The 21,605-nt window shown below is 63.6% G+C and carries 24 protein-coding genes; 5 read left to right on the top strand and 19 right to left on the bottom strand.

Translation table 11 applies throughout. From position 1 onward, the window contains the following. Nucleotides 1-174: 174 nt before the first annotated feature. The 3 genes from BJ994_RS05060 to BJ994_RS05050 all read right to left on the bottom strand — a co-directional run bounded on the left by BJ994_RS05060 (nucleotide 175) and on the right by BJ994_RS05050 (nucleotide 2,122). On the bottom strand, nucleotides 175-453 hold the full coding sequence (locus BJ994_RS05060) for a YlxR family protein (protein WP_167992149.1): 279 nt from the start codon (nucleotides 451-453) through the stop codon (nucleotides 175-177). 73 nt (nucleotides 454-526) lie between these two features. Further along, nucleotides 527-1,498: a transcription termination factor NusA gene (nusA, locus tag BJ994_RS05055; protein ID WP_167992147.1), complete on the bottom strand. Its 972-nt coding sequence runs from the start codon at nucleotides 1,496-1,498 to the stop codon at nucleotides 527-529. A 33-nt stretch (nucleotides 1,499-1,531) separates the two neighbouring features. Next, complete coding sequence (locus BJ994_RS05050) at nucleotides 1,532-2,122, bottom strand: ribosome maturation factor RimP (protein WP_167992146.1); 591 nt, start codon at nucleotides 2,120-2,122, stop codon at nucleotides 1,532-1,534. A 106-nt stretch (nucleotides 2,123-2,228) separates the two neighbouring features. On the opposite strand from BJ994_RS05050, the gene BJ994_RS05045 reads away from it, so the two are divergent. Further along, nucleotides 2,229-3,323, top strand: coding sequence for a DUF4439 domain-containing protein (locus BJ994_RS05045; RefSeq protein WP_167992143.1), 1,095 nt, complete (start codon nucleotides 2,229-2,231; stop codon nucleotides 3,321-3,323). A gap of 69 nt (nucleotides 3,324-3,392) precedes the next feature. Then, complete coding sequence (locus BJ994_RS05040; protein WP_342450289.1) at nucleotides 3,393-4,397, top strand: aminoglycoside phosphotransferase family protein; 1,005 nt, start codon at nucleotides 3,393-3,395, stop codon at nucleotides 4,395-4,397. Between the two features lie 13 nt (nucleotides 4,398-4,410). Here BJ994_RS05040 and BJ994_RS05035 read toward each other — a convergent pair whose 3' ends face one another. The 12 genes from BJ994_RS05035 to BJ994_RS04980 form a co-directional block, all read right to left on the bottom strand. Further along, entirely contained in the window at nucleotides 4,411-5,205 is a 795-nt protein-coding gene (locus BJ994_RS05035; RefSeq protein ID WP_167992141.1) for a sulfite exporter TauE/SafE family protein, read from the bottom strand. Nucleotides 5,206-5,214: 9 nt separating this feature from the next. Beyond that, entirely contained in the window at nucleotides 5,215-7,014 is a 1,800-nt protein-coding gene (locus BJ994_RS05030; protein WP_167992139.1) for a proline--tRNA ligase, read from the bottom strand. A gap of 111 nt (nucleotides 7,015-7,125) precedes the next feature. Further along, nucleotides 7,126-7,944, bottom strand: coding sequence for a hypothetical protein (locus tag BJ994_RS05025; RefSeq protein WP_167992137.1), 819 nt, complete (start codon nucleotides 7,942-7,944; stop codon nucleotides 7,126-7,128). A gap of 37 nt (nucleotides 7,945-7,981) precedes the next feature. Further along, nucleotides 7,982-8,875 carry a GNAT family N-acetyltransferase gene (locus BJ994_RS05020; protein ID WP_209066619.1) on the bottom strand — a complete coding sequence of 298 codons (894 nt, stop codon included), beginning with the start codon at nucleotides 8,873-8,875 and terminating at the stop codon, nucleotides 7,982-7,984. Then, nucleotides 8,829-9,995: a flavodoxin-dependent (E)-4-hydroxy-3-methylbut-2-enyl-diphosphate synthase gene (ispG, locus tag BJ994_RS05015; protein WP_167992135.1), complete on the bottom strand. Its 1,167-nt coding sequence runs from the start codon at nucleotides 9,993-9,995 to the stop codon at nucleotides 8,829-8,831. The genes BJ994_RS05020 and ispG overlap by 47 nt, the downstream gene beginning before the upstream one ends. Before the next feature lie 40 nt (nucleotides 9,996-10,035). Further along, nucleotides 10,036-10,332: a YciI family protein gene (locus tag BJ994_RS05010; RefSeq protein WP_167992133.1), complete on the bottom strand. Its 297-nt coding sequence runs from the start codon at nucleotides 10,330-10,332 to the stop codon at nucleotides 10,036-10,038. A 70-nt stretch (nucleotides 10,333-10,402) separates the two neighbouring features. Continuing rightward, a complete protein-coding gene (locus BJ994_RS05005; protein ID WP_167992131.1) occupies nucleotides 10,403-10,837 on the bottom strand; it encodes a hypothetical protein in 435 nt (144 codons plus the stop codon). Nucleotides 10,838-10,841: 4 nt separating this feature from the next. Further along, nucleotides 10,842-11,447 carry a MarR family transcriptional regulator gene (locus BJ994_RS05000; protein WP_167992128.1) on the bottom strand — a complete coding sequence of 202 codons (606 nt, stop codon included), beginning with the start codon at nucleotides 11,445-11,447 and terminating at the stop codon, nucleotides 10,842-10,844. A 64-nt stretch (nucleotides 11,448-11,511) separates the two neighbouring features. Continuing rightward, the gene (locus BJ994_RS04995) at nucleotides 11,512-12,861 is read right to left on the bottom strand and encodes a M50 family metallopeptidase (protein ID WP_167992126.1); all 1,350 of its coding nucleotides are present in this window, start codon (nucleotides 12,859-12,861) and stop codon (nucleotides 11,512-11,514) included. 27 nt (nucleotides 12,862-12,888) lie between these two features. After that, on the bottom strand, nucleotides 12,889-14,094 hold the full coding sequence (gene dxr, locus BJ994_RS04990) for a 1-deoxy-D-xylulose-5-phosphate reductoisomerase (RefSeq protein ID WP_167992123.1): 1,206 nt from the start codon (nucleotides 14,092-14,094) through the stop codon (nucleotides 12,889-12,891). Nucleotides 14,095-14,144: 50 nt separating this feature from the next. Continuing rightward, nucleotides 14,145-14,816 (bottom strand): SDR family oxidoreductase, encoded by a 672-nt coding sequence (locus BJ994_RS04985; protein WP_167992121.1) that lies wholly within the window; start codon nucleotides 14,814-14,816, stop codon nucleotides 14,145-14,147. A 114-nt stretch (nucleotides 14,817-14,930) separates the two neighbouring features. Continuing rightward, nucleotides 14,931-15,716 (bottom strand): GNAT family N-acetyltransferase, encoded by a 786-nt coding sequence (locus BJ994_RS04980; RefSeq protein WP_245192252.1) that lies wholly within the window; start codon nucleotides 15,714-15,716, stop codon nucleotides 14,931-14,933. A gap of 237 nt (nucleotides 15,717-15,953) precedes the next feature. Here BJ994_RS04980 and BJ994_RS04975 point away from each other — a divergent pair, with 237 nt between their 5' ends. The 3 genes from BJ994_RS04975 to BJ994_RS04965 all read left to right on the top strand — a co-directional run bounded on the left by BJ994_RS04975 (nucleotide 15,954) and on the right by BJ994_RS04965 (nucleotide 18,773). Continuing rightward, nucleotides 15,954-16,436: a GNAT family N-acetyltransferase gene (locus tag BJ994_RS04975; protein ID WP_167992116.1), complete on the top strand. Its 483-nt coding sequence runs from the start codon at nucleotides 15,954-15,956 to the stop codon at nucleotides 16,434-16,436. A 54-nt stretch (nucleotides 16,437-16,490) separates the two neighbouring features. Next, nucleotides 16,491-18,170 carry an HNH endonuclease signature motif containing protein gene (locus BJ994_RS04970; protein WP_167992114.1) on the top strand — a complete coding sequence of 560 codons (1,680 nt, stop codon included), beginning with the start codon at nucleotides 16,491-16,493 and terminating at the stop codon, nucleotides 18,168-18,170. 147 nt (nucleotides 18,171-18,317) lie between these two features. Continuing rightward, a complete protein-coding gene (locus BJ994_RS04965) occupies nucleotides 18,318-18,773 on the top strand; it encodes a MarR family winged helix-turn-helix transcriptional regulator (RefSeq protein ID WP_342450288.1) in 456 nt (151 codons plus the stop codon). A gap of 61 nt (nucleotides 18,774-18,834) precedes the next feature. Here BJ994_RS04965 and BJ994_RS04960 read toward each other — a convergent pair whose 3' ends face one another. Genes BJ994_RS04960 through BJ994_RS04945 form a run of 4 tightly spaced genes read right to left on the bottom strand, consistent with a single transcriptional unit; the run spans nucleotide 18,835 to nucleotide 21,590 of the window. Beyond that, complete coding sequence (locus tag BJ994_RS04960; RefSeq protein WP_167992111.1) at nucleotides 18,835-19,647, bottom strand: HpcH/HpaI aldolase/citrate lyase family protein; 813 nt, start codon at nucleotides 19,645-19,647, stop codon at nucleotides 18,835-18,837. Then, nucleotides 19,640-20,155: a MaoC family dehydratase gene (locus tag BJ994_RS04955; RefSeq protein WP_167992109.1), complete on the bottom strand. Its 516-nt coding sequence runs from the start codon at nucleotides 20,153-20,155 to the stop codon at nucleotides 19,640-19,642. The genes BJ994_RS04960 and BJ994_RS04955 overlap by 8 nt, the downstream gene beginning before the upstream one ends. Then, nucleotides 20,145-20,801 carry a CoA transferase subunit B gene (locus BJ994_RS04950; RefSeq protein WP_167992107.1) on the bottom strand — a complete coding sequence of 219 codons (657 nt, stop codon included), beginning with the start codon at nucleotides 20,799-20,801 and terminating at the stop codon, nucleotides 20,145-20,147. The genes BJ994_RS04955 and BJ994_RS04950 overlap by 11 nt, the downstream gene beginning before the upstream one ends. 3 nt (nucleotides 20,802-20,804) lie before the next feature. Next, on the bottom strand, nucleotides 20,805-21,590 hold the full coding sequence (locus BJ994_RS04945; RefSeq protein ID WP_167992104.1) for a 3-oxoacid CoA-transferase subunit A: 786 nt from the start codon (nucleotides 21,588-21,590) through the stop codon (nucleotides 20,805-20,807). Between the last annotated feature and the right edge of the window lie 15 nt (nucleotides 21,591-21,605).

Below are 21,605 nucleotides of genomic sequence, written 5' to 3'. Positions count from 1 at the left end.
GAGCGAACCGTCTAATTCCTACTGCACACCCCAACTGCCCAAGCAGTTGACGCGCCGAATGCAGAGCTCAACAGATTGTTCATCGTTGGGCACTCATCGCTGGGTACTCATCGGGTTTCCATCAGTTTTCTGACCCGCTTTCAGGGAGGACGGTGTTCTTGCAGTCAGCCGCCATCAGGAGGCTGACTGGAGTGTGTGGAGCCACTGCTCAACGCTACGCGTGTCAGCGGCGCCCCGGAAGGCACGGTTGAACGCTTTGCGTTTGAGCGCTAACTCCACACAGGACGGTCGGGAATGCAACCAGGCACCCCGGCCCACTAGCCGACGGCGGCAATCCACCTCGGCGACGCTGACGCCGCCATGATCGATAACCACCCACCGGACCAGACTGGCCTGGTCATCACGCGAACGGCAACCAATGCAGGTTCGTACCGGTTGGTGGCGCAATGACATAAGCCCTATCTATTCTAGCGCCTCGGCACCCGATATGGCGCATTCAGCTCTTTGTCGGGAACTTGTTGGAACCTCAGGACTGCGCGGCGTCGGACACAATATCGATCCGCCAGCCCGTAAGTTTAGCGGCCAGGCGGGCGTTCTGGCCTTCCTTGCCGATTGCGAGCGACAGCTGATAGTCCGGCACCACCACGCGGGCGCTGCGCGTGTTCTCGTCTGTGATTGTCACTGATGTGACCCGCGACGGCGAAAGTGAACTCGCAATGAAGGCAGCCGGATCATCGCTGTAGTCCACGATGTCGATCTTCTCGTCATTCAACTCGTTCATCACTGCGCGCACACGCGAACCCATCTCGCCGATGCAGGCGCCCTTCGCGTTGACACCGGAAACATGCGCCTTGACAGCGATCTTGGTTCGGTGTCCTGCTTCACGAGCAAGGGCAACAATCTCCACTGTCTTGTCAGCGATCTCAGGCACCTCCAACTCGAAGAGTTTGCGGACCAGCCCCGGATGGGAGCGCGAAAGCGTGATGGATGGCCCCTTCATGCCGCGGTGTACGTCCACCACGAACGCCCGGAGGCGGGTGCCGTGCAGGTACTTCTCCCCGGGAACCTGTTCCGGTGGCGGCAGCAGGGCCTCCACGGAGCCGAGGTTGACCTGGATCATGTGCGGGTTGTTGCCTTGCTGGATCAGTCCGGCAACAAGCTCGCCTTCCTTCCCGCGGAACTCACCGAGGATGTTGTCATCCTCGGCATCCCGCAGACGCTGAAGGATGATCTGCCGGGCCGTGCTCGCCGCGATCCGGCCGAAGCCGGAAGGCGTGTCGTCGTACTCCCCGACGGCCACGCCGTCGTCGTCGATTTCGGTTGCCCAGATGGTCACATGCCCGCTCTTGCGGTCCAGCTCAGCCCTGGCGATTTCATGGGCTCCGGTGGTCTTGTGGTAGGCAACCAGCAGCGCCTGCTCGATGGTCGGAATGAGCAGGTCGAGCGGAATCTCGCGCTCCCGCTCCAATAGCCGCAGAGCACTCATATCTATGTCCATTGGGGCCTCCTTGGCCAGCGATTCTCGTGAAACTCAGACATCTTCGCCGCCGGGTTCCTCAGCTTCAGCGTGGGTGAACTCGACCTGGACGGTGCCCTTGCGGATCCTGTCATAGGCCAATTCCTGCTCCTGCCCCACCTTCGGTTTCATGCCCTTCTTGACCGGAAGTTGCGGGCGAACTACCACAAGTGTGTCCCGCGCGTCGATCAGGCGACCAACAAGCTCATCGCCGTCGACAAGCTCGACCGAAACCAGTCTGCCGACGTTGCGCCGCCAGTGGCGCGGTTCGGTCAGCGGCCGCGAGACACCGGGTGAGGAAACTTCTAGATTGTACGGACGTCCGTCGTCCTGCGGATCCGCGTCCATGGCCTCGGACAGGCTCTGGGAGACTTCCGAGATGATCTCGAGGCTCACCCCGCCCTCCTGCTCCTCCGTTACGTCGACGATCACGTTGACGGTGCGGTGGCTGCCTGCTATCCGGACTTCAACATCCTCCAATAGGAGACTGTGCTTCTGCACTACCGGCCGCAGGAACTCGCGTAGTCTTGCTGCCTCTGCTGCGGGATTTACGTGTGCAGGAGGCGTACTCCGGCGATTTGCTGCTGGTGTGGTTTGCTTACCCACTGCCGCCTCCCGCTCGATGATCTTGTAGCTACTACCCTAACGACTTTATGTCAGTGGAGGTGAATGGGCGCACGCGAGGCTTCGAGCCATGGCATGATGATCGGTTGTGAAGCCTTCCGCGGCGGCCGCTGCCCGCTCCGAGACCCCCGGTAACGGTGGTGGCGGAGCACTACGCCGGATGTTGCGTGGTGTGCTTCTGATCCTGGTGCTGGTGCTGGTCGCCGGCATCGGGCTGGTCATCGGCCGGGAGTCTCCGGGGCCGCAGCTGAGCGCCAGCCAACAGGCGCTCGCGAACAGTGCGACATCAGCAGACGATCTTGCTGCGGCTGCCCGATCCATCGCGGGGTCCGCCACCGGCGACGAGGCTGAGTCCTACTCCATGCTCGCCGAGCTTCTCGAACTGCACGCTGCGGCGCTGCGACCGGCCGCATCCGCCTATCCGACCCGCTCGCCGGATGCTTCCCCGATTACGGAACCGGCTGCCGGATCCCCGTCAGCCGTCGCTGAGCCGAAGACCGCGCCCGAATTCCTGGCTGACCTGACGGCTTCCTTCACGGCCGCTTTCGACGCCGCGGCCACGGTGGAGGCCGGCGCCGCGCGATTGCTGGCGTCGGTGGGTACTTCGCAGTGGCTGCAAGCACGCAGTCTCGCCAAGGGTCTGGACGTGGAAGTTCCACCGGCGCCGGTGGCGGACGTGGAGTACGACGACGACGCCCCGTCGTGCGCACAGGACGCGACGTTCGAAGCCGATGCGGACCTGAACGGTACGCGTTCGGCGGTCCTGGCTGAGCACCGCACTGCCTACGCGTACCAGGTCGTTGCCGCGCGGTCGGCTGAGCCGCAGCCCTATCTGTCCGGAGTGGCAGGGCACGAGTCCGCGGCTGCAGTCGGCTCCGCGATCCTGGCTGACCGCTGCGTAGCTGAGCCACTCCCTGCCGGTGCCTACGCCCTGGACCGCACATTCCTCGCTGACCCTGACGCCGCCCTGCAGAACCTGGAGCTAGCGCTCGTTGGAACTTACGCGGACCTGGTGGGAGTCAGCGCGCCCGGCGCTGCCCGCGACTGGGCACTCACCCGGCTGACGGAAACGGCGCAGCGTTCCGCCGGCGCCGCTGAAGGCGCCGCCGGGCTCGGGAAGTTTCCGGGGATCCATCCGAGTCTCCACCCGAAGCGGCCGGAAGTCGTCGCAGACGCAGACTAGCGCAGAGGCACCTCATCGCCGCCGCCCTTGAATCCCTTGCCCGCCGTTGCCAACGGTTAGGCTTAGAAGGTGGGTGCACTGGACATCGAGCTACCGCGGTCGCTTGTGCGGAACGCGCTGAACCTGCCGAGCGGCAGGGCGTGGCTTGATGGCTGGCCCGCACTCGCTGCCCGCTACCTGGATGAGTGGGAACTCGTACTCGATCTCGAGCCGGGCACAGAACCCTGGACCGGCCACGGCGCCATTGTGCTTCCAGTCGTGTGCGCCGATGGGCGTCCCGCGGTTCTGAAAATCACGGTCCCGCACGCGGAGGCCCTTCCTGAACCGGACGCGCTGGCACTGTGGGACGGCCGGGGCGCCGTCGAACTCCTGGACAGTTCCCGCGAAGACTACGTCCTGCTCCTGGAACGCCTCGACGGTGATTCATCCCTCGCGAACCTGGCGCTCGAGGACACCGCAGAGGTCTGGGGATCAATCATGCGCAGGCTGTCCATTGCACCGTCCCCGCTGCAATCCGTCGACCAGCGGTGGCGGGACATCCCATCGGTGGCGGACCTGGCCGAACAGTGGACGGACACCCTGCCGGCTGAGTGGGAGGCCCTCGGCCGTCCCTTCGACCGCTGGCTGCTCGAATACGCGCTGGAGGTATGCCAGGTACACGGCGCTGTTGGACGGCGAAGCAGCTGCGATGTCCTTGTTCACTCCGACCTGCACTACTTCAACATCCTCCCCGTGCTCGAGCATCCCCGGCAGTTCCTCGCCATCGACCCAAAGCCGGTGCTGGGCGACGCCGAATTCGCGGTGGCGCCGATGCTGTGGAACCGTGTTCACGATCTTCAGGCAACCGATCCCGCCGCACACCTGAGGGACCGTTGCACCGACCTCGCACTGGCCGCTGGACTTGACCCCATGCTTGGCCGGGACTGGTCCGTGGTGCGGGAGGTGGACAACGCGCTGGGTTATCTGCGCGACGGTTTGTATGACGACGCCGATTGCTCCCTCTGGGTCGCCAGCAACCTGCTGCGCAAACCGCTGTCAAACCTGCCTCCGGCGCACCGTCTGGCCAACCCCTGATGCGGTTTGCCGGTCAGCGGATACTTTCCACCCATACGTCATGGCCGAGCTTCACGATCAGCACCGCGACCACCACCAGGAAGACAACCCGGATGAAGGTGCTGCCCCTCGTGATCGCCATTCTCGAACCCAGATAGCCGCCCGCCATGTTGGCGCCGCCGAGCAGCAGCCCAAGCCCCCACAACAGGGAGCCATTCGGCACGAAGAACGCCAGAGCCCCGAGATTGGTGGCCATGTTCACGATCTTCGCTTTCGCGCTGGCCCCAAGAAAGCTGTAACCGAGCAGGGTCACCATTGCGATGATGAGAAAGGACCCCGTGCCCGGTCCGAGCAGCCCGTCATAGAAGCCGATTACCAGCCCGATAGCGCCTGCTGTGCCGTAGTGTCGGTGGCCGGTGTACCGGAGCTTTGTCAGGGTGCCGATCGTCGGACGGAACGCTGTAAAGATCGCGACGGCTATCAGTGCCACAAGGATGACGGGCCTGAACACAGAGGCCGGCAGTGACGAGGCAAGGATTGCTCCGCCGAAGCTTCCGGCCAGTGCAATCACCGCCATGGGAACTGCTGTTTTCAGATCCGGCCTGGCGCGCCGAAAGTAGGTGACGGCACTCGTGGTCGTACCGAAGATGGACCCCATCTTGTTGGTGGCAAGCGCCTGCACCGGCGTGATACCGGGAACCATGAGGAGCGCAGGGAGCTGGATGAGTCCGCCACCGCCGACCACCGCATCCACCCAGCCCGCAGCGAAACCGGCAACAATGACAAGCACAATTGTTGCGAGCTGGATCTCCTCCAGCCCTGAAACCAACGCGAGCCCTTAGCCGCTGATCAACGCACGGAGGTGATCGACGACCTCGGCAACCACCACGTTCTCGCTCGTCCCGGACGCGCGGTCCTTCACTTCGACAACACCCTCTGCCAGTCCGCGGCCAACAACGACGATAGTGGGAATACCGATCAGTTCCGCGTCGCCGAACTTCACTCCGGGCGACACCTTGGGACGGTCGTCATACATCACGCCGATACCGTGGGCATCGAGTTCCTTCGCGAGCTGCTCCGCGGCAGCGAAGACCTCCTCGCCCTTACCCGTGGCCACCAGGTGAACATCCGCCGGCGAGACGTTCCGCGGCCAGACAATACCCTTCTCGTCCCGGTTGGATTCAACGAGCGCGGCCACCGCCCGGGTCACGCCGACTCCGTAGGAGCCCATGGTCACCGTGGTGAGTTTGCCGTTCTGGTCCAGCACCTTCAGATGCAGCGCCTCCGCGTATTTGCGTCCAAGCTGGAAGATGTGACCCATCTCGATCCCCCGTTGAGTGCGGAGGGACCCGGAGCCGTCAGGAGCGGGGTCGCCCTCCTTCACTTCGACGGATTCGATCACGCCGTCCCAGCAGAAGTCTCGGCTCGCCACCAGCCCGAAGACGTGCTTGCCGCGGACGTTGGCGCCGGTCGCCCAAACGGTTCCGGATACGATGCGGGGATCCACCAGGTAGGTGAGGCCGGTTGAGCCCTTCGATCCGAGGACTGCAGCATCGAGGCTCAGGCCGGGCCCAATGTAGCCTTTGACGAGCCCGGGGTGCTTCTTCAGGTCTTCATCCGTAGCTGCCTCGACGGTGACCTCGCCGCCCACTGAGAGGTGCGCGCCGATATTGGCCTCGATGCGCTTCAGGTCAACGTTGCGGTCTCCGGGCACGCCGATGACCACAAGTTCACGCTCACCCGTGGGAAGGACGGCGGCGAGGACAACGTTCTTCAGGGTGTCGGCAGCCGTCCATTCGCGGTCTTCACGCGGAAGGGCCGCGTTGGCGTGCGCTACGAGGGTCTCGATGGTTGGAGTGTCAGGAGTGTCCCGCACCTCGGCGCCAGGAGCGTCCGAGTAATCGATATCGTCAGGCACGACGGTACTGACGGCCTCGACGTTGGCTGCATAGCCGCCGTCGGACACGACGAACGTATCCTCACCGATCTCCGTCGGGTGGAGGAACTCCTCGCTCTTGGAACCACCCATAGCACCGGCCGTTGCGGCAACAGGTATAACTTCGAGGCCCAGGCGTTCGAAGATCCGGAGGTAGGCCGCCCGGTGCAGCTGGTAGCTGCGGTCCAGACCTTCATCGTCGATGTCGAAGGAGTACGAATCCTTCATGATGAATTCACGCCCGCGCAGGAGTCCCGCCCGGGGGCGCGCCTCGTCCCGGTACTTGGTCTGGATCTGGTAGAGGTTCAGTGGAAGGTCCTTGTACGAGTTGTACAGGTCCTTGACCAGGAGCGTGAACATTTCCTCGTGCGTGGGCGCCAGCAGGTAGTCCGCGTCCTTGCGGTCCTTCAACCGGAAGATGCCGTCTCCGTACTCCGTCCACCGGTTCGTGGCCTCATAGGGTTCCTTGGGCAGCAACGCGGGGAAGTGGACCTCCTGGGCACCAATGGAATCCATCTCCTCGCGGATGATGTTCTCCACTTTCGCGAGGACCTTAAGGCCCACCGGCAGCCAACTGTAGATGCCCGGGGCTGCCCGGCGAATATAGCCTGCGCGCAACAGCAGCCGGTGACTGGCGACTTCAGCGTCGGCAGGATCTTCGCGCAGGGTGCGCAGGAAGAGGGTGGAGAGTCGAAGGACCACGCTTGGAATCCGTTTCTTTGGCACTATCCCCCGCCGATCCGTTGACCGGCGGCGGCAAACAACACCTACCAATCTAACCGGTCCGGAAGCTAACCGGTGACACCGGCCCCGCTACAGTTTTGCGAGCTCCGCGACGGCCAGATTGATCAACCCGGCAGCGCGTTCCACATCCGCCTGCGGGTCTCCGGAGCTTCCAACGAGCACGTTGATGCTGGTGCTGCCGACGAAGCCTGTGACCGTCACCGATTCCTGGACGCTTCCGGGCACCTGGACGGTGGTCTGGACGGCTACTTCTTCCTCCGCGTCGGTTTCCGTTTCGAGCTCCTGAACGGCTGCCGTGACCACCTGGCCCGAAATTTCCATCTCAAATTCCGAGCACTGCTCAAGTTGGGTGCGGCTGGCAGCAAGCTGCTCGGCGATGGTTTCCTCGGAGGGCACGCTCGAGAGGCTCAACGTGTCCGGCTGTAGCGAGGACTCCCCCGCGAACGTCATGACCGCAAGATTCGCTTCCGCGGTCAGCTCCGGGAGGTCGGACTCGGCGAAGACGTTGCATTCTTCGGGAGTGACCACGATGTCTTCGAGTCCTTCCGCGGCGCTGCCCTCAAGCAGCGGGCGAAGCTCCGCGTCAGGAATAACCTGCGCATTCAGCGCCTCTGCCTCGTTGATTGCGGTCAGCACTGCCTCAAGTTCATCTGCGGTGTACTGCGTGCCAGTCGATGCCGGTTCGGTGGAGTCAGCCTCAGTCGGTTCACCCGACGGCTCGTCGGACGGCGCTTCGGACGGTGCTTCGGACAGTGCTTCACTCGGGTTGGTGGATACAGCCGACGACGACGGCTCCTCCGCTGCCGGATCCCCCGAACAGGCGCTCACACCGAAAGACAAGGCAAGTAGAACTGCTGTGCCGCCTGCGTACAGGGTCGCTTTTTTCATGACGGGCCTTTCAGCTGAGACTTGCGAGGGAGCATTGCTAGAACAGTACCGTGGCGAACTCCCCGGTGCGGGTGAACCCTACCGTCTTATAGAGGGCCAGCGCACGGGTGTTGAAAGAATTCACGTAGAGGCTTGCGACAGGAGCGAGTTTGAGGGATTCGCCGACAACCGCGGACATGTAGCCGGCGCTCAGGCCCTTCCCCCTGTAGGCGGGGTTCATCCAGACGCCCTGGATCTGGACGGCACGGGCCGACACCGTGCCGAGCTCAGCCTTGAAGATGACCTGGCCGTCGTCGTCGAAATCGACCAGCGAGTGCTGCCTGCGGATCAGGCCGGCCACGCGCCTGCGGTAGTGCTCCTCCCCGCCTACATAGGGCGAGTAGCCCACCTCTTCCTCGAACATCGCGGCGCACGCGGGAAGAATTTTCTCAAGCTCGTGCGGGCGGGTGAAACGCAAGGACTGATTGGGCGGAATGGCTGAGGGTTGGCGGATCTCAAGCAACGGCTGCTCGGCACGCACGTCGAACGGTTCAGGACTGAAGGGCTTCAACGTGGACCAGATCGACATCACGGACGAGGCCGGACCGAAAATGGACGAGAAACGGCGGCCGCTCATTCCAAGCTGCGATCCGAGCAACGCGCCGTCGTCGTCCGCCATGCCAACCGGGACAACGTTGACACCGGTCCAGCACGCGGAAACCAGGCGCGAGCCGCGGAAAGTGCCGATCACTTCTCCACCCGACGACGACGGCGCGGCTGATCCCGCTATTTCCAGGTGCGAGGCCATGAACACGTTGGCCGTGCTGTCTGAATTCACCAGCCGCCACAGCTGTGGCGTGTCTTTCCTGCCAAGCGTCCGGAACTCGGCTTCGCGCGGTGGCTCCTTACCGGACGGTAACCACGGGGCCACCCGACCCAGCAGATTCGCCATCGGCAACGCCTATCTCCTCGGCAATCCTCATTGCTTCTTCAATGAGTGTCTCAACAATCTGGTCCTCAGGAACAGTCTTGATGACCTCTCCCTTGACGAAAATCTGCCCCTTGCCGTTTCCGGAAGCCACACCGAGGTCCGCCTCCCGTGCCTCGCCGGGACCGTTCACCACGCAGCCCATCACCGCGACGCGCAGGGGCACTTCCATGCCCTCAAGCCCGGCAGTCACCTCTTCAGCCAGGGTATAGACATCCACCTGCGCCCTTCCGCAGGACGGGCAGGAAACGATCTCGAGCTTCCGCGGACGCAGGTTGAGCGACTGCAGGATCTGATTGCCCACCTTGATTTCCTCGACCGGCGGGGCGGAGAGGGAGACGCGGATGGTGTCACCGATCCCCTTGGACAGCAACGCACCGAAGGCTGTGGCGGACTTGATGGTCCCTTGGAAGGCCGGTCCGGCTTCGGTTACACCGAGGTGCAGAGGCCAGTCCCCACGTTCGGCGAGGAGCTCGTAGGCGCGGACCATCACCACGGGATCGTTGTGCTTGACCGAGATCTTGAAATCGTGGAAGTCGTGTTCCTCGAACAGCGATGCTTCCCACACAGCGGATTCAACCAGCGCCTCCGGAGTGGCCTTGCCGTACTTTTCCATCAGGCGGGGGTCCAGTGAACCGGCGTTGACGCCGATCCGGATCGACGTGCCGGCAGCCTTCGCGGCGGCAGCAATTTCCTTCACCTGATCATCGAACTTGCGGATATTGCCGGGGTTCACGCGAACTGCGGCGCAGCCGGCGTCGATGGCGGCGAAGACGTACTTCGGCTGGAAGTGGATGTCCGCGATAACCGGGATCTGCGACTTCCTCGCGATGATAGGCAGCGCTTCGGCGTCGTCTGCTGAAGGACAGGCAACACGGACAATGTCACAGCCCGACGCCGTGAGCTCAGCGATCTGCTGGAGCGTTGCGTTGATGTCGGTGGTCGGGGTGGTGGTCATCGACTGGACGCTGATGGGTGAGTCGGATCCGACCCCCACGGACCCAACCTTGATCTGGCGGGTCTTCCGCCGAGGGGCGAGGGTAGGTGGCGGTGCGGCAGGCATTCCGAGGTTGACCGAGGTCAATGCATCCTCCAGGGGTAGGTTGCTGGTGGTACTACTACGGCTATTTGTCCGCGTGCTCCGAGAGAACGCCGACAACGGGGTTCCACTGCGTTGTCTTGACGGCGGAAATGGTGCCCGCCGTTGCGAAAGGGTCCTGCTTCAGGAGTTCATTCAAATCTGCTTCGCTCTCGGCAACGAACAGCAAGAGCGCGCCGGCGTTGTCAACGAAGGGACCTGAGGCCAGAACATTCCCCTGCTTGACCAGTCCGTTCAGCCATTCACGATGCGCCGGCCGGTGCTCATCCCGGGCCGCTGCGGCTTCGGCCCCGTATACGTACTCGACTGCGAAAACACTCATGCTGTTGAGTCTAGTGGTTCAGGACCGGTGCGAAGCGCAGCGAACTTCGGGGCCGGTAGGCGTTACCTGATCAGAGGAGGTAGGCCGCTGTGAGACCGGCGACACCACAGGCCCACAGCAGCGAGGTGAGGGTGCCGATGATGAACCGTTCGGCCGCCGCAGGGGTTTCCTTCAACTCTGCATACCGGCCCAGACCTTTGATCGCGACGACGTAGGCGATGGCCACCGGCTCGTTCAGGAGGATGGCCAGCGCCACTGCCATCCGCTCGAGGATGCCGATCACCAATCCTCCGCTGAGGACGCCCGCTGTGTCCGGTGAGCCGATTGGGGCGGCAGTCGTGGCGGCTTCGGATTCTGGCGGCGCACCGTCGTCGTACGCCTCGGTCCCATCATCCGGGGATTCACGCTCATCGACGCTGCTAGCGAGGCGGAGCACTGTGAGCGTGATCGGCCAACCGAGGAATCCGGCCGCGAACAAGGCAGAAATTCCGTACAGGATCTCCATCAGTTCATTCCCCCCGGCCTTTCGGTTGATCTGCCAGCTGCAACAATACTGCCGCAGCCGGACGGGCCGCCCATTCCTCGATCCAGGCGGACCTGTTCACGGCTTTGCTCACAGCTTGCGGGCTGATGTCCAGGGCGCGGGCGACGGCGGACTGGCTTCCCCTCTGCTGCGGCTCCAACAGATCCAGGATCCGCCATTCGGATTGGGACCGGTGCATCACAAACCGTCCGATCAGGGCAAGCACGGCCTCCGCTTCCGCCGCCGGAGATGGGCCCTCGACAGCAACAGGTGTGCGGTCTGCGGCTTTCTTGGCGCGTTCGACGGCGGCCCGCGCCGCCACAAACGCTTCGCCCCTGCCCTCCCGAGGACTCGCGGGAAGGGGGAGCTCAATCGCCCCGACACCGACACCCACGTACCACCCGCCATCCCGGAGGCACCGCATAGTCACGTCGATGACACCCTCGGCGGAGGACAGGACAGCCTGCGCCTCATCACCGACCGAGCGTTCGAAGGGAATTTCGGTCCGGATATCGCTGAGCGCCGAAATCAGTTCCGGGATCCGGTCCTGGCCCTTTCGGCTGTTTCGTTGGTCAATCGTCAGGACGTACATTTGTCAACCTTAGATGGTTGATAACTCGAATTCAACCAAATAAGGGTGAGAATCCAAATTCAACCTAGCCGAACAGGTTGACCGGCTTGACGATATCGGCGTAGATCAACAGGGCGCCCATACCCATGAGGAGAACGACCATAACGTAGGTCAGAGGAAGGAGCTTGGCCATGTCGAAAGGGCCCGGATCCGGTTTCCTGAAAACCCTGGCAACCGTACGCCGCAAGCCCTCCCAGAGCGCACCGGCAACATGGCCGCCGTCCAGGGGCAGGAGCGGAATCAGGTTGAACACGAACAGTGCCAGGTTCACCCCACCGACCAGACCGACGAGGGTGGCGGCACGGGCTTCGAACGGAATTTCCTCCATCGCGGACACTTCGCCCGCGATTCTGCCCACGCCCACCACGCTGATCGGGCCGTTTGGATCGCGCGGTGCATCCGAGAACGCTGCCTCGGCTACCTGGGCTACGCGCTGGGGAAGATTGAGAACGACGCCGGTGACCCTCACCAGACTGTCCCCCACCGCCGGCATGACCTCGGAGGCCGGCTGCGGGACAAGTTCGGATTGGGGGCCCACGCCTACAAAGCCGACTTCCTGCATGACGGGAGTGCCGTCCTCGTTCAGTTTGGCGCGGCCGTCGACATCCGGGATTGGGCGTTCGGTCAGCAGAGGTTCGATGGTCGCGGTGATCGTCTCGCCGTCCCGGATGTAACTGATCGGCACTTCCTGGCCCGCCGTGTCACGGATCCAGGCCGAGAGCTGCTCCCAGCTAGTGACCTCCCGGCCGTCGAAGCCCACGATCCTGTCTCCCGGCTGCAGGCCGGCTTCATAGGCAGGGGCGGTCGGGTCACCCGGAGCGCAGTCAGTCTGGCCTGTCTCCTCCTGCTGGCTGACCGGAATCACACAACGCGAAACGTCCGAGACAGTAGTGGTGGCCTGGGCGGAACCGAACCCCATGATGAGCACCGCGAACATGACGATGCCGATGATCAGGTTCATCACCGGCCCACCGAGCATGATGACAATGCGCTTCCAGATAGACAACTTGTAGAAGACCCGGTCTTCGTCGCCTGGCTGGAGCTGCTCCGCTGCCGCCTGCCGCGCGTCCGCCGCGAGCTGCTGGAACATGCCGGTACTGGACTGCCGGACGGAGCCCTCGCCGTCGTCGTTCTTCCCCGGCGGGAACATACCGACCATCGACACGTAGCCGCCAAGCGGAAGCGCCTTCACGCCATACTCGGTTTCGCCTTTCCGTCTCGAGAAGATTGTCGGGCCGAAGCCGATCATGTACTGCGTGACCCGCACCTTGAACAGCTTGGCGGGGACGAGGTGGCCCACTTCGTGCAGCGCGATGGATGCGGCAATGCCAACCGCAACGAAGATCACGCCGGCTAGGAAGAGCACAATGGACAACGAAGATTCCTTTTCGGGCGGTGGGATTCAGTCCTGCAAACCACAACGAATCCGGGCACTGCGGCGTGCCCAGTCTTCGGCGTCGAGCACTGACTGGAGGGTAAGAAGCTGGTCGCTGGTGTGTTCAGCCAGCACCGCGCTGACCGTGTCAACGATAGCGGTGAATCGGATGCGTCCGGTGTGGAAGGCAGCCACCGCCTCCTCGTTCGCGGCGTTGTAGACGGCCATGTGGGTCCCGCCGCGACCGGCGGCCTGCTTGGCCAGCTCGACGGCCGGGAACGCTTCATGATCAAGTGGCTCGAACGTCCAGGAGGCCGCTGCACTCCAGTCACAGGGGCGCGCCGCGCCGCGCACCCGTTTCGGCCAGCCCAGTCCGAGGGCGATAGGCAGCCGCATGTCGGGCGGTGATGCCTGCGCAAGGGTGGAGCCGTCGATGAACTCCACCATGGAATGGATCACCGACTGCGGATGCACGACGACGTCGATTCGCTCCAGCGGCACATCGAAGAGCAGATGCGCCTCAATGACCTCCAGTGCTTTGTTCACCATGGTCGCGGAGTTGGTTGTCACCATGAGTCCCATATCCCAAGTGGGGTGGGCAAGCGCCTCCGCCGGAGTGACGGCCTCCATCTCTGCCCTGTTGCGGCCGCGGAACGGCCCACCCGACGCGGTGAGGATCAGTCGCTCGACCTCGTCGGGTGTTCCGGCGCGCAGGGCCTGGGCGATGGCGGAATGCTCCGAGTCGACCGGCACGATCTGCCCCTCGCCTGCGGCGTCTTTCACGAGTTGGCCGCCCGCGATGAGCGACTCCTTATTGGCCAGCGCGAGCAGATGCCCCTGCTTCAGTGCGGCGAGCGTGGGTGCCAGCCCAATGGATCCGGTGATGGCGTTGAGAACGACGTCGGCGTGCGGCCAGGCGGCAAGCGTGGCCGACGCGTCGGTGCCGGTGAGGATTTCAGGCCGGTAGCCGGACTTGCCGGCATCCCGCGCGGCTAGTGCGATGGCGTCGCGAAGCTCCCGTTCGGTGCCGGTTGCCGCTGCAACGACGGGAGCTTCGGCTTCCACCGCCTGGCTCGCCAACAGTGCCAGGTTCCCGCCGCCTGCCGAAACGCCCGCCACCGTGAACAGGTGGGGAGCCTGCGCGATGACGTCCAGCGCCTGAGCCCCCACGGAGCCGGTTGACCCGAGGATGACGACGCGGCGTGGGGCTGATGGTACGCGGGAGAACTCCATACCCTCAGTATTCCGTACCGCGGCTTGCTTGATTTTTTGGTGCGGATTTCTCAGCGGGGAATGGCCGCGATCGCGTCAGCGATTGATTCGGGGCCCGCTACCAGCTCGAGCACCCTGCGGTCTCCAAGCCGTGACTCCAGCAAGGCGCTGAGTACAGCGGCGACGTCCTGGCGCGGTACTGGGCCTCGTCCGGCGTGCGAGGACAATTTCACCCGGCCGGTGCCGGGGTCGTCGGTGAGCTGGCCCGGGCGCAGGATGGTCCAGCTCAGGGTACGGCGGACTTTGAGGTCTTCCTCTGCTGCAAGCTTGGCCTGCAGGTAGGCGTAGAAGACGTCGTCGAGCCCGTCAGGGCGCTGACCGTCACGAACGGCGTCAGTGCCCATGGCCGAAACCTGGATGAATCGTCCGACGCCGGCGGCCTCGGCAGCGTCGGCCAGCTTCACGGATGCAGCCCGGTCTACGGTGTCCTTGCGCTCAATCCCGCTACCCGATCCTGCTCCGGCAGCGAAGACGACGGCGTCCGCATCCTGAAGGTGCTGCTGCACTTCCTGCACCGTGCCCGACTCAAGGTCGAGCACCACGGGCGTACCGCCGTCGTCGTGAATGTCCTGGATCTGTTGTTCGGAACGGATCAAACCGGTCACCTGATGGCCACCATCATTCAGAAGGCGGGTCAACTGACGTGCGATTTTTCCGTGCGCTCCGGCGATAACTACCTTCATGGTGTCCTAACCTTCGAGGCGTTCAGTTCCTTACCCATTCCATCACACGGCCCTGAACGGGCTGCGTGGAACCGTGCTCGCGGGCGTACGGTCGCTTTGGAAGCAAGCGCCGGGCTATACATTCCGGCGAAAGTCGTGGACCTCCGGGTGGCAGGTGAATCCGGCCGCCTTGTAGGTAGCGACAGCACCCACGTTTGCGCTCTCCGCACACACGAGCGCACTCGATGATCCCATTTCCTGAAGCGCTGCGGCGGCCGCCAGTGTGATCGCAGTCCCGTAGCCGTGGCCGCGCTGGTTCCCCGCCACGCCCATCGGTTCGATGAGGCCGGGCCTGTTGATTCCGGCGGACCAGACGGTCGCAGTTGCCACAGCCAATCCTTGTTCGTTATATGCGAGCAGGCAACGCGCATCGGTGTAGGCCGGGCCATTCGCCATGGTGCGCCATCGCTCCTCGCTAAAGCGTGAGTTGTCGAAGGATGCATTCTGCACCTGGACTCGTGCATTGGCCAGCTCCGGCCCTACGGTCTCGATGCGCATGCCGCATTCCTGCACGGGTGCGGTGAGGTCGCGGGCGAAGGGCGTCCAGGGTTCGTCTCCCATCCATCCGGCATCCTGGATCCCGGATCGTAATGCCGTTCCGAAGCGCGCCTCAACGGATGATGTTCCGCTCGGTAGGACGCCACGCGATGGGTCAGTAACATCGGTGAGAATACGCGCGGCAAGCTCCTCATTCTCGCTGGCCTCCGGAGCGACCGCCAATCGCAGGAGCGTTGGACCATCCAGCAGTCCGACAGCGTGGTTACTTCCATCGAGGGACCAAATCCGGACTCGCTCGGCCAGGGCTGACGCACCGATCTGCCAGGCCCATCCAATATCGCCCGGATGGAGCTGTATGGGCATGCCATCGTGTTGCCAGGAGCGCAAGGCTTCAAGTACCTGCCCCAGATTCGCAACGTCCGGGGTAGCTAAGGTGATCGACATACATTCCATGACATACCGGATGAGCGTCAACCTGCGTCACCACGCCGACCGCCCACCTATTGTTCCGGCCCTGGGGTCCGCGCTCACCGCGAGGTGCGCTCGATTGCGGGAGAAACTCCACCCAGAAACCCTCACCAGTGATGGGAAGATGGCCGGGTGACTACTTCCAACGTGCATGTATCGCAAGCGAGGGGCCCAGGGGAGGTAGCGGAGTGCGCGGCAATCTGGGCCCGGGCAACAGCGCGGCGGGATAACGAGTCCTTCCCCGCGACCGTCGAAACCGCACTGCCGGGCCTCCAGCGCAGGCTCGCCATCGATGGATCGAAGCTAATTGTCCTCCGCCTGCGCGGGATGCCCACGGGTTTCACCCTGTTCGCACCGCGCGAGGAGACCCTCGAAGTCTTCTACCTCGCCGTTGACCCTGAAGCGTGGGGATCGGGTCTGGGAACCCGCCTTCTGTCCGAAGCCGAGCACTTCGCGCGCGAGCTCAATCTGACGATCCTCGAACTGTGGGTGATCGATGACAATGACCGGGCGATCGGTGTCTACGAGCATGCCGGTTGGAACCGCACTGATGAGCTGCAGCGCGACCGCACCTCGGGCCGATGGGAACGGCGCTTCATCCGGCGTCTGAGCTAACTTCATAAAGCTGATCGATCCGGTTTTGTCAGACCCGGATGGTTGAGTGAGGGTATGGATTTCGTTGGCGGGTTGCCGAGCCTTGAGGACGCGTATCGTGACGCGGACCGGGGTTGGCGTGGCGCGCATTTCGAGGAGAATCTGGATCCTGGTGGCGGTGGCTTCTTCCCTGATGAGCATGCCCGGGCTCGGGTGGAGGAGGCGTCTCCGTATGGGCTGCTCGGATTTGTGCAGGGCTTTCCGGATTCCTTTGGTTCGTTCGACTCTTCGGGTTGGCCAGGCCTTGCGGATGCGTTAGATGTGTTGCGGGCGGCGGACAGGTTGATTTCGTGGGCTGCGGGGCAGCGTGCCCGGTTGGTGTCCCGGGTGTATGCGGCCAGTGATGCGGGTAATTCGTCGTGGTCGGGCCGGGATTTGCAATTCACTGAGGCCGTGTCGGAGACAGCTGCGCTGTTGAAGTTGTCCGAGGGTGCTGCGTCCCGGTTGGTGACCGAATCGTTGGCGTTGACGGGTTCGTTGCCGGGGACGCTGGAGGCCCTGGAGGAGGGCCGGTTGTGTCCGGGCAGGGCGTCGGTCATCGTGGAGCAGTCCCGCACCCTCCCGGCCGAGGCTGTGCCGGGGTTCGAGGCGAAGGTCCTCGAGACGGCGGCGGAGTTGAACCGGCCCAAGCTCACCGCGAGGTGCCGGCGGTTGCGGGAAAAACTGCATCCCGAAACGATTACTGTCCGCCGAGTCAGAGCCGAGACCGAGCGGTGCGTGCTCATCGAACCGGGCCCGGATGGAATGTCCTGGCTCAGCGCGTACCTACCGGCGGAGCAGGCACACGCCATTCACACAACCCTTGATGCCACCGCCCGCGGTTTACGGGCAGCCGATGACCCGCGGACCCTGCCCCAGCTCCGCGCCGACGTGTTCGCTGACATCCTCCTGAACGCCCCAGGCACCGTGATCACTGGAGGCCGCGGCGGCGACGGAAGCGGTGTGGGCTGCGGCGTTGGTCCTACCGCCGCCGTCGGCGGCTCTGCCGCGGGCCATCCAAACGGATCCACCGAACGTGAGGGTCGGATTGTGGGTGCGGCCGGTGATGGGGTGCGGGTTCCCTCTACGGCGAAGATCCTGGTTACCGTCCCGGTGTTCTCCCTGATGGGACTCACCGATGAACCGGCAGAGTTGGAAGGTTACGGGCCGATCCCGGCAGAAGCCGCCAGGGAACTGGCCGGTAACGCCACCTCGTTCCTGCGCTTACTCACCCACCCCTACACCGGGGCCGTCCTGGGTTTGGACCGGACCCGGTACCGGCCCAGTGAGGACCTCCGCACCTGGATACAGGTGCGGGAGAAAACCTGTACCTTCTACGGGTGTAACCGGCCGGCCAGCCGCTGCGAACTGGACCATCTGATCTCCTGGGCCGGGAACGGTACCACCAGCCAGGACAACCTCTACCCGGTCTGCAAACGCCACCACATGCTTAAGCATCAAACCGACTGGACACCGAAACCTCACCCGGAGGGCAGCGGCGGCGGCAGCAGCGGTGGGTTGTCGTGGACTTCTCCGGGTGGACGGACCTACACCACACCACCAGAAACACCACCAGCAGGGAATGAAGTCTCACCGACCACCCGGATCCTCCAGAACCTCACCACCGCCATGCGCACCAGAGGCGATGAAGATGCCAGCCCCGATGACGGCCCTGAACCCGAACAGAAGGAAGCCGACCGGCCGCCACCCTTCTGACACCGCCGGACCGGCGTCCGCACCGCCACGGCACCTCAGCAGCGCACGAAGTTCTGTGTACAGGCGTGCAGGCGTGCACGAAGATCAAGCAGAGGACAAGTGCACGCCATCCGCGCGCTCGCTATGTCGCGCTTGTACAGTGGAAACGTGGAACGCCCCATTGGATTCTGGCTCGCACTCGTCGACCGACTGATCACCGATCAGTTCAACGCTGCCATGGAGGAACACGGTGTAACCCGCCGCCAATGGCAGCTCCTGAACGTGCTGGCCGAAACGCCTGCAACGACAACTCAGTTGGCTGAGGCTTTTCCTGACGCCGTCATCGAGCCATCGACGGGCGGTGCGGTTGCCGGCGAGTCACCCCCCGAAGAGACAACCGGCGAAGACATCGCCGAACTCACGGAGAGTCGCTGGATCAGTCTCGACGATGGCAGCTACTCCCTCACTGACCTGGGCCGCAGCAGCGTACTGAAACTAACCGAAATCGTTGAGCGAAACCGGGATCTTATCGCTGAGGGGATCTCGCCGGCCGAGTACGAGGCAACCCTGGACGTACTGCGGCGCATGGCAAGCAATCTCGGCTGGGACGACACGGAACAATAGACGGCACCGCGACCGTCAACATTAGGCGCGCCCCGCCCGCTTCAGCCGCGCCCCGCCCGCTTCAGCCGCGCCCCGCCCGCCGGAGGGTCTGCTCGGCATGCCGAAGAATCGGCCCATCGACCATCTTGCCCTGGAACTTGAACACGCCGCCCTGACGCTGCGCTTCTGCGAGGACATCACGCGCGAATTGCTCCTCGGCCTCCGAAGGCCGGTACGCATCCCTGATGACCTGGACCTGGCTTGGATGTATGCAGGCCTTCATACCAAAGCCGGACGCCACTGCATCGCGCGCCTCCTCGGCCAGACCGTCGAGGTCAGGAATGTTCACGTACACAGCGTCCACCGCGTGCTTGCCCGCGGCTCCGGCAGCGAGCAGCACCTGCGACCGGGCGTGCAAAGCGACGTCGCGGTAACCGCCGTCTTCTCTCCGGCTGCCCGTCCCGCCAAGGGAAGCCACCAGATCCTCGGCACCCCACATCAGCGCAACTACGTTGGGCTCCTCAGCCAGCTCGGCTGCGTTCATCACACCCCGAGCGGTCTCGCACAGTGCAATGACCTCGAAACCATTGAGGCCCCACAGGTCTGCAGCGCCCTCGGCTTTAGCAAGCATCACGGTGCGGTATGGGGTGTCCCGAAGCGCCTCAAGGTCCTTCGCGAAATCGTGAGTCTGCGCGGAATTCAGCCTCACAATGGTCCGCGCCGGATCAAGTGCGCTTTCCGCGAGAGCCTGGCGGGCAGCCGGTTTGTCCTCGGGTGCAACCGCATCTTCGAGGTCAATGATCACGGCATCCGCACGCTCCGCTGCCTTGGCGTAGCGCTCCGGACGGTCTGCGGGGCAAAAGAGCAGGGCCGGCCCCATGACGAAGTCAGTCATGAACACCCTTGCCCTCCCCGTGCGCACCCGCGGTCCACATCAGCACGGTCCGGGTAGCCAGTGCCACCACCTCACCGTCCTGATTCCGTCCCGTGTGCTTCATGGTCACCAGCCCCTGCCCGGGACGCGACTTTGACGGTCGCTTCTCGGTAATCTCGGTCTCGGTATAGAGGGTGTCCCCGTGGAAGACGGGTTTGGGAAAGGAAATATCGTTCAGTCCGAGCTGGGCGACGATGGTCCCTTGCGTGAGCTGGGTAACTGACTGCCCGACGACGGTTGCCAGAGTGAGCATCGAATTCACCAGACGCTGGCCAAAAGGCTGCTCCCCGCTCCACGCCGAATCAAGGTGCAGCGCCTGCGTGTTCATCGTCATCGTGGTGAACAGAACATTGTCCGCTTCAGTCAGCGTCCTGCCTGGACGGTGCGCGTACAAAACGCCGGTCTCAAGTTCGTCATAGTAGAGCCCGCGCTGAACGATCGTGCGGGCGCCGGATGCCTCAGCGCTCATCGAGTTCGACCTCCAGTGGAGCTCCGGTCGCAGCAACAACCTCGTCGACGCTCACACCAGGAGCCGTCTCACGTAGGACCAGCGTCCCACCGTTACGCTCATGGTCTACATCGATCACGGCAAGATCGGTGATGATCCGGTCAACACAGCCCTTGCCGGTCAGGGGAAGGGAACAATCCTTGACGATCTTGGGATTGCCGTTGCGGTCGACGTGCTCCATCATGACGATGAGCCGCTTGGCACCGAACACCAGGTCCATGGCGCCGCCCATGCCCTTGACCATCTTGCCGGGAATCATCCAGTTCGCGAGGTCACCGTTGGCCGCGACCTCCATGGCGCCGAGCACCGCAAGGTCCACATGCCCTCCCCTGACCATCCCGAAGGATGCGGCCGAGTCGAAGAACGCCGAACCCTTGTTGACCGTCACGGTTTCCTTGCCCGCATTGATGAGATCCGGGTCAAGCTGCTCCTCGGTGGGGTACGGACCGACGCCAAGGATCCCGTTCTCGGAGTGCAGGACAACCTCTACACCCTCGGGAATGTAATTGGGAATGAGCGTGGGCATCCCAATACCCAGGTTGACGTACTGCCCGTTCTCCAACTCCTGCGCAACACGCGCAGCCAGTTCATTTCGTGTCAGCGCCATTCTCTAGAGCTCCTTTGCCTGGCTGGACGGTTCAGTAGAGTTCAGTGACACTGTCCGCTTCTCAATGCGCTTCTCGGTGTCCGGAGTGTGAACGACCCGCTGAACGAAAATGCCCGGGGTGTGGATCTGGGCAGGGTCGAGTTCACCCGGTTCCACGAGCTCCTCCACCTCGGCAATGGTGATACGTCCCGCTTGTGCACAGAGGGGGTTGAAGTTCATCGCCGTCGCATGAAAGACCAGGTTGCCGTGCCGGTCACCCTTCCAGGCATGAACCAATGCGAAGTCGGGGGCGACGGACTCTTCGAGAACATAATCCTGGCCGCCGAACTCGCGTACCTCCTTGGGCTGCGAGGCAATCGCGATATTGCCGGCGTCGTCGTACTTCTGGGGAAGCCCTCCCTCGCTGACCTGCGTGCCCACCCCGGCCGTCGTGTAGAAGGCTGGAATCCCGGCACCGCCTGCGCGCAGCTTCTCCGCCAGGGTGCCCTGAGGTGTGAGAACTACCTCCAGCTCACCGGACAGGTATTGCCGGGCGAACTCCTTGTTCTCTCCGACGTAGGAGCTCACGGTGCGCCTGATACGGTGATCGTCCAGCAGCCGGCCCAGCCCCCAGCCGTCAACGCCGCAGTTGTTGCTGATGGTCTCGAGCTCAGTGGTTCCCTGGCTATGCAGCGCGTCGATCAACGCCACGGGAATTCCGCACAGCCCGAACCCACCGACGGCCAGCGATGCACCGTCAGGAATATCCGCCACGGCCTCCGTAGCTGAAGCGATAACTTTGTCTATCACTGCTTCTCCCTCACA

Origin of the sequence: Arthrobacter pigmenti, from assembly GCF_011927905.1 — a bacterium.
Classification (GTDB): Bacteria; Actinomycetota; Actinomycetes; order Actinomycetales; family Micrococcaceae; genus Arthrobacter_D; species Arthrobacter_D pigmenti.
The sequence above is the reverse complement of the archived record's forward strand: the minus strand, read 5'-3'. Positions and strand labels throughout refer to the sequence as shown.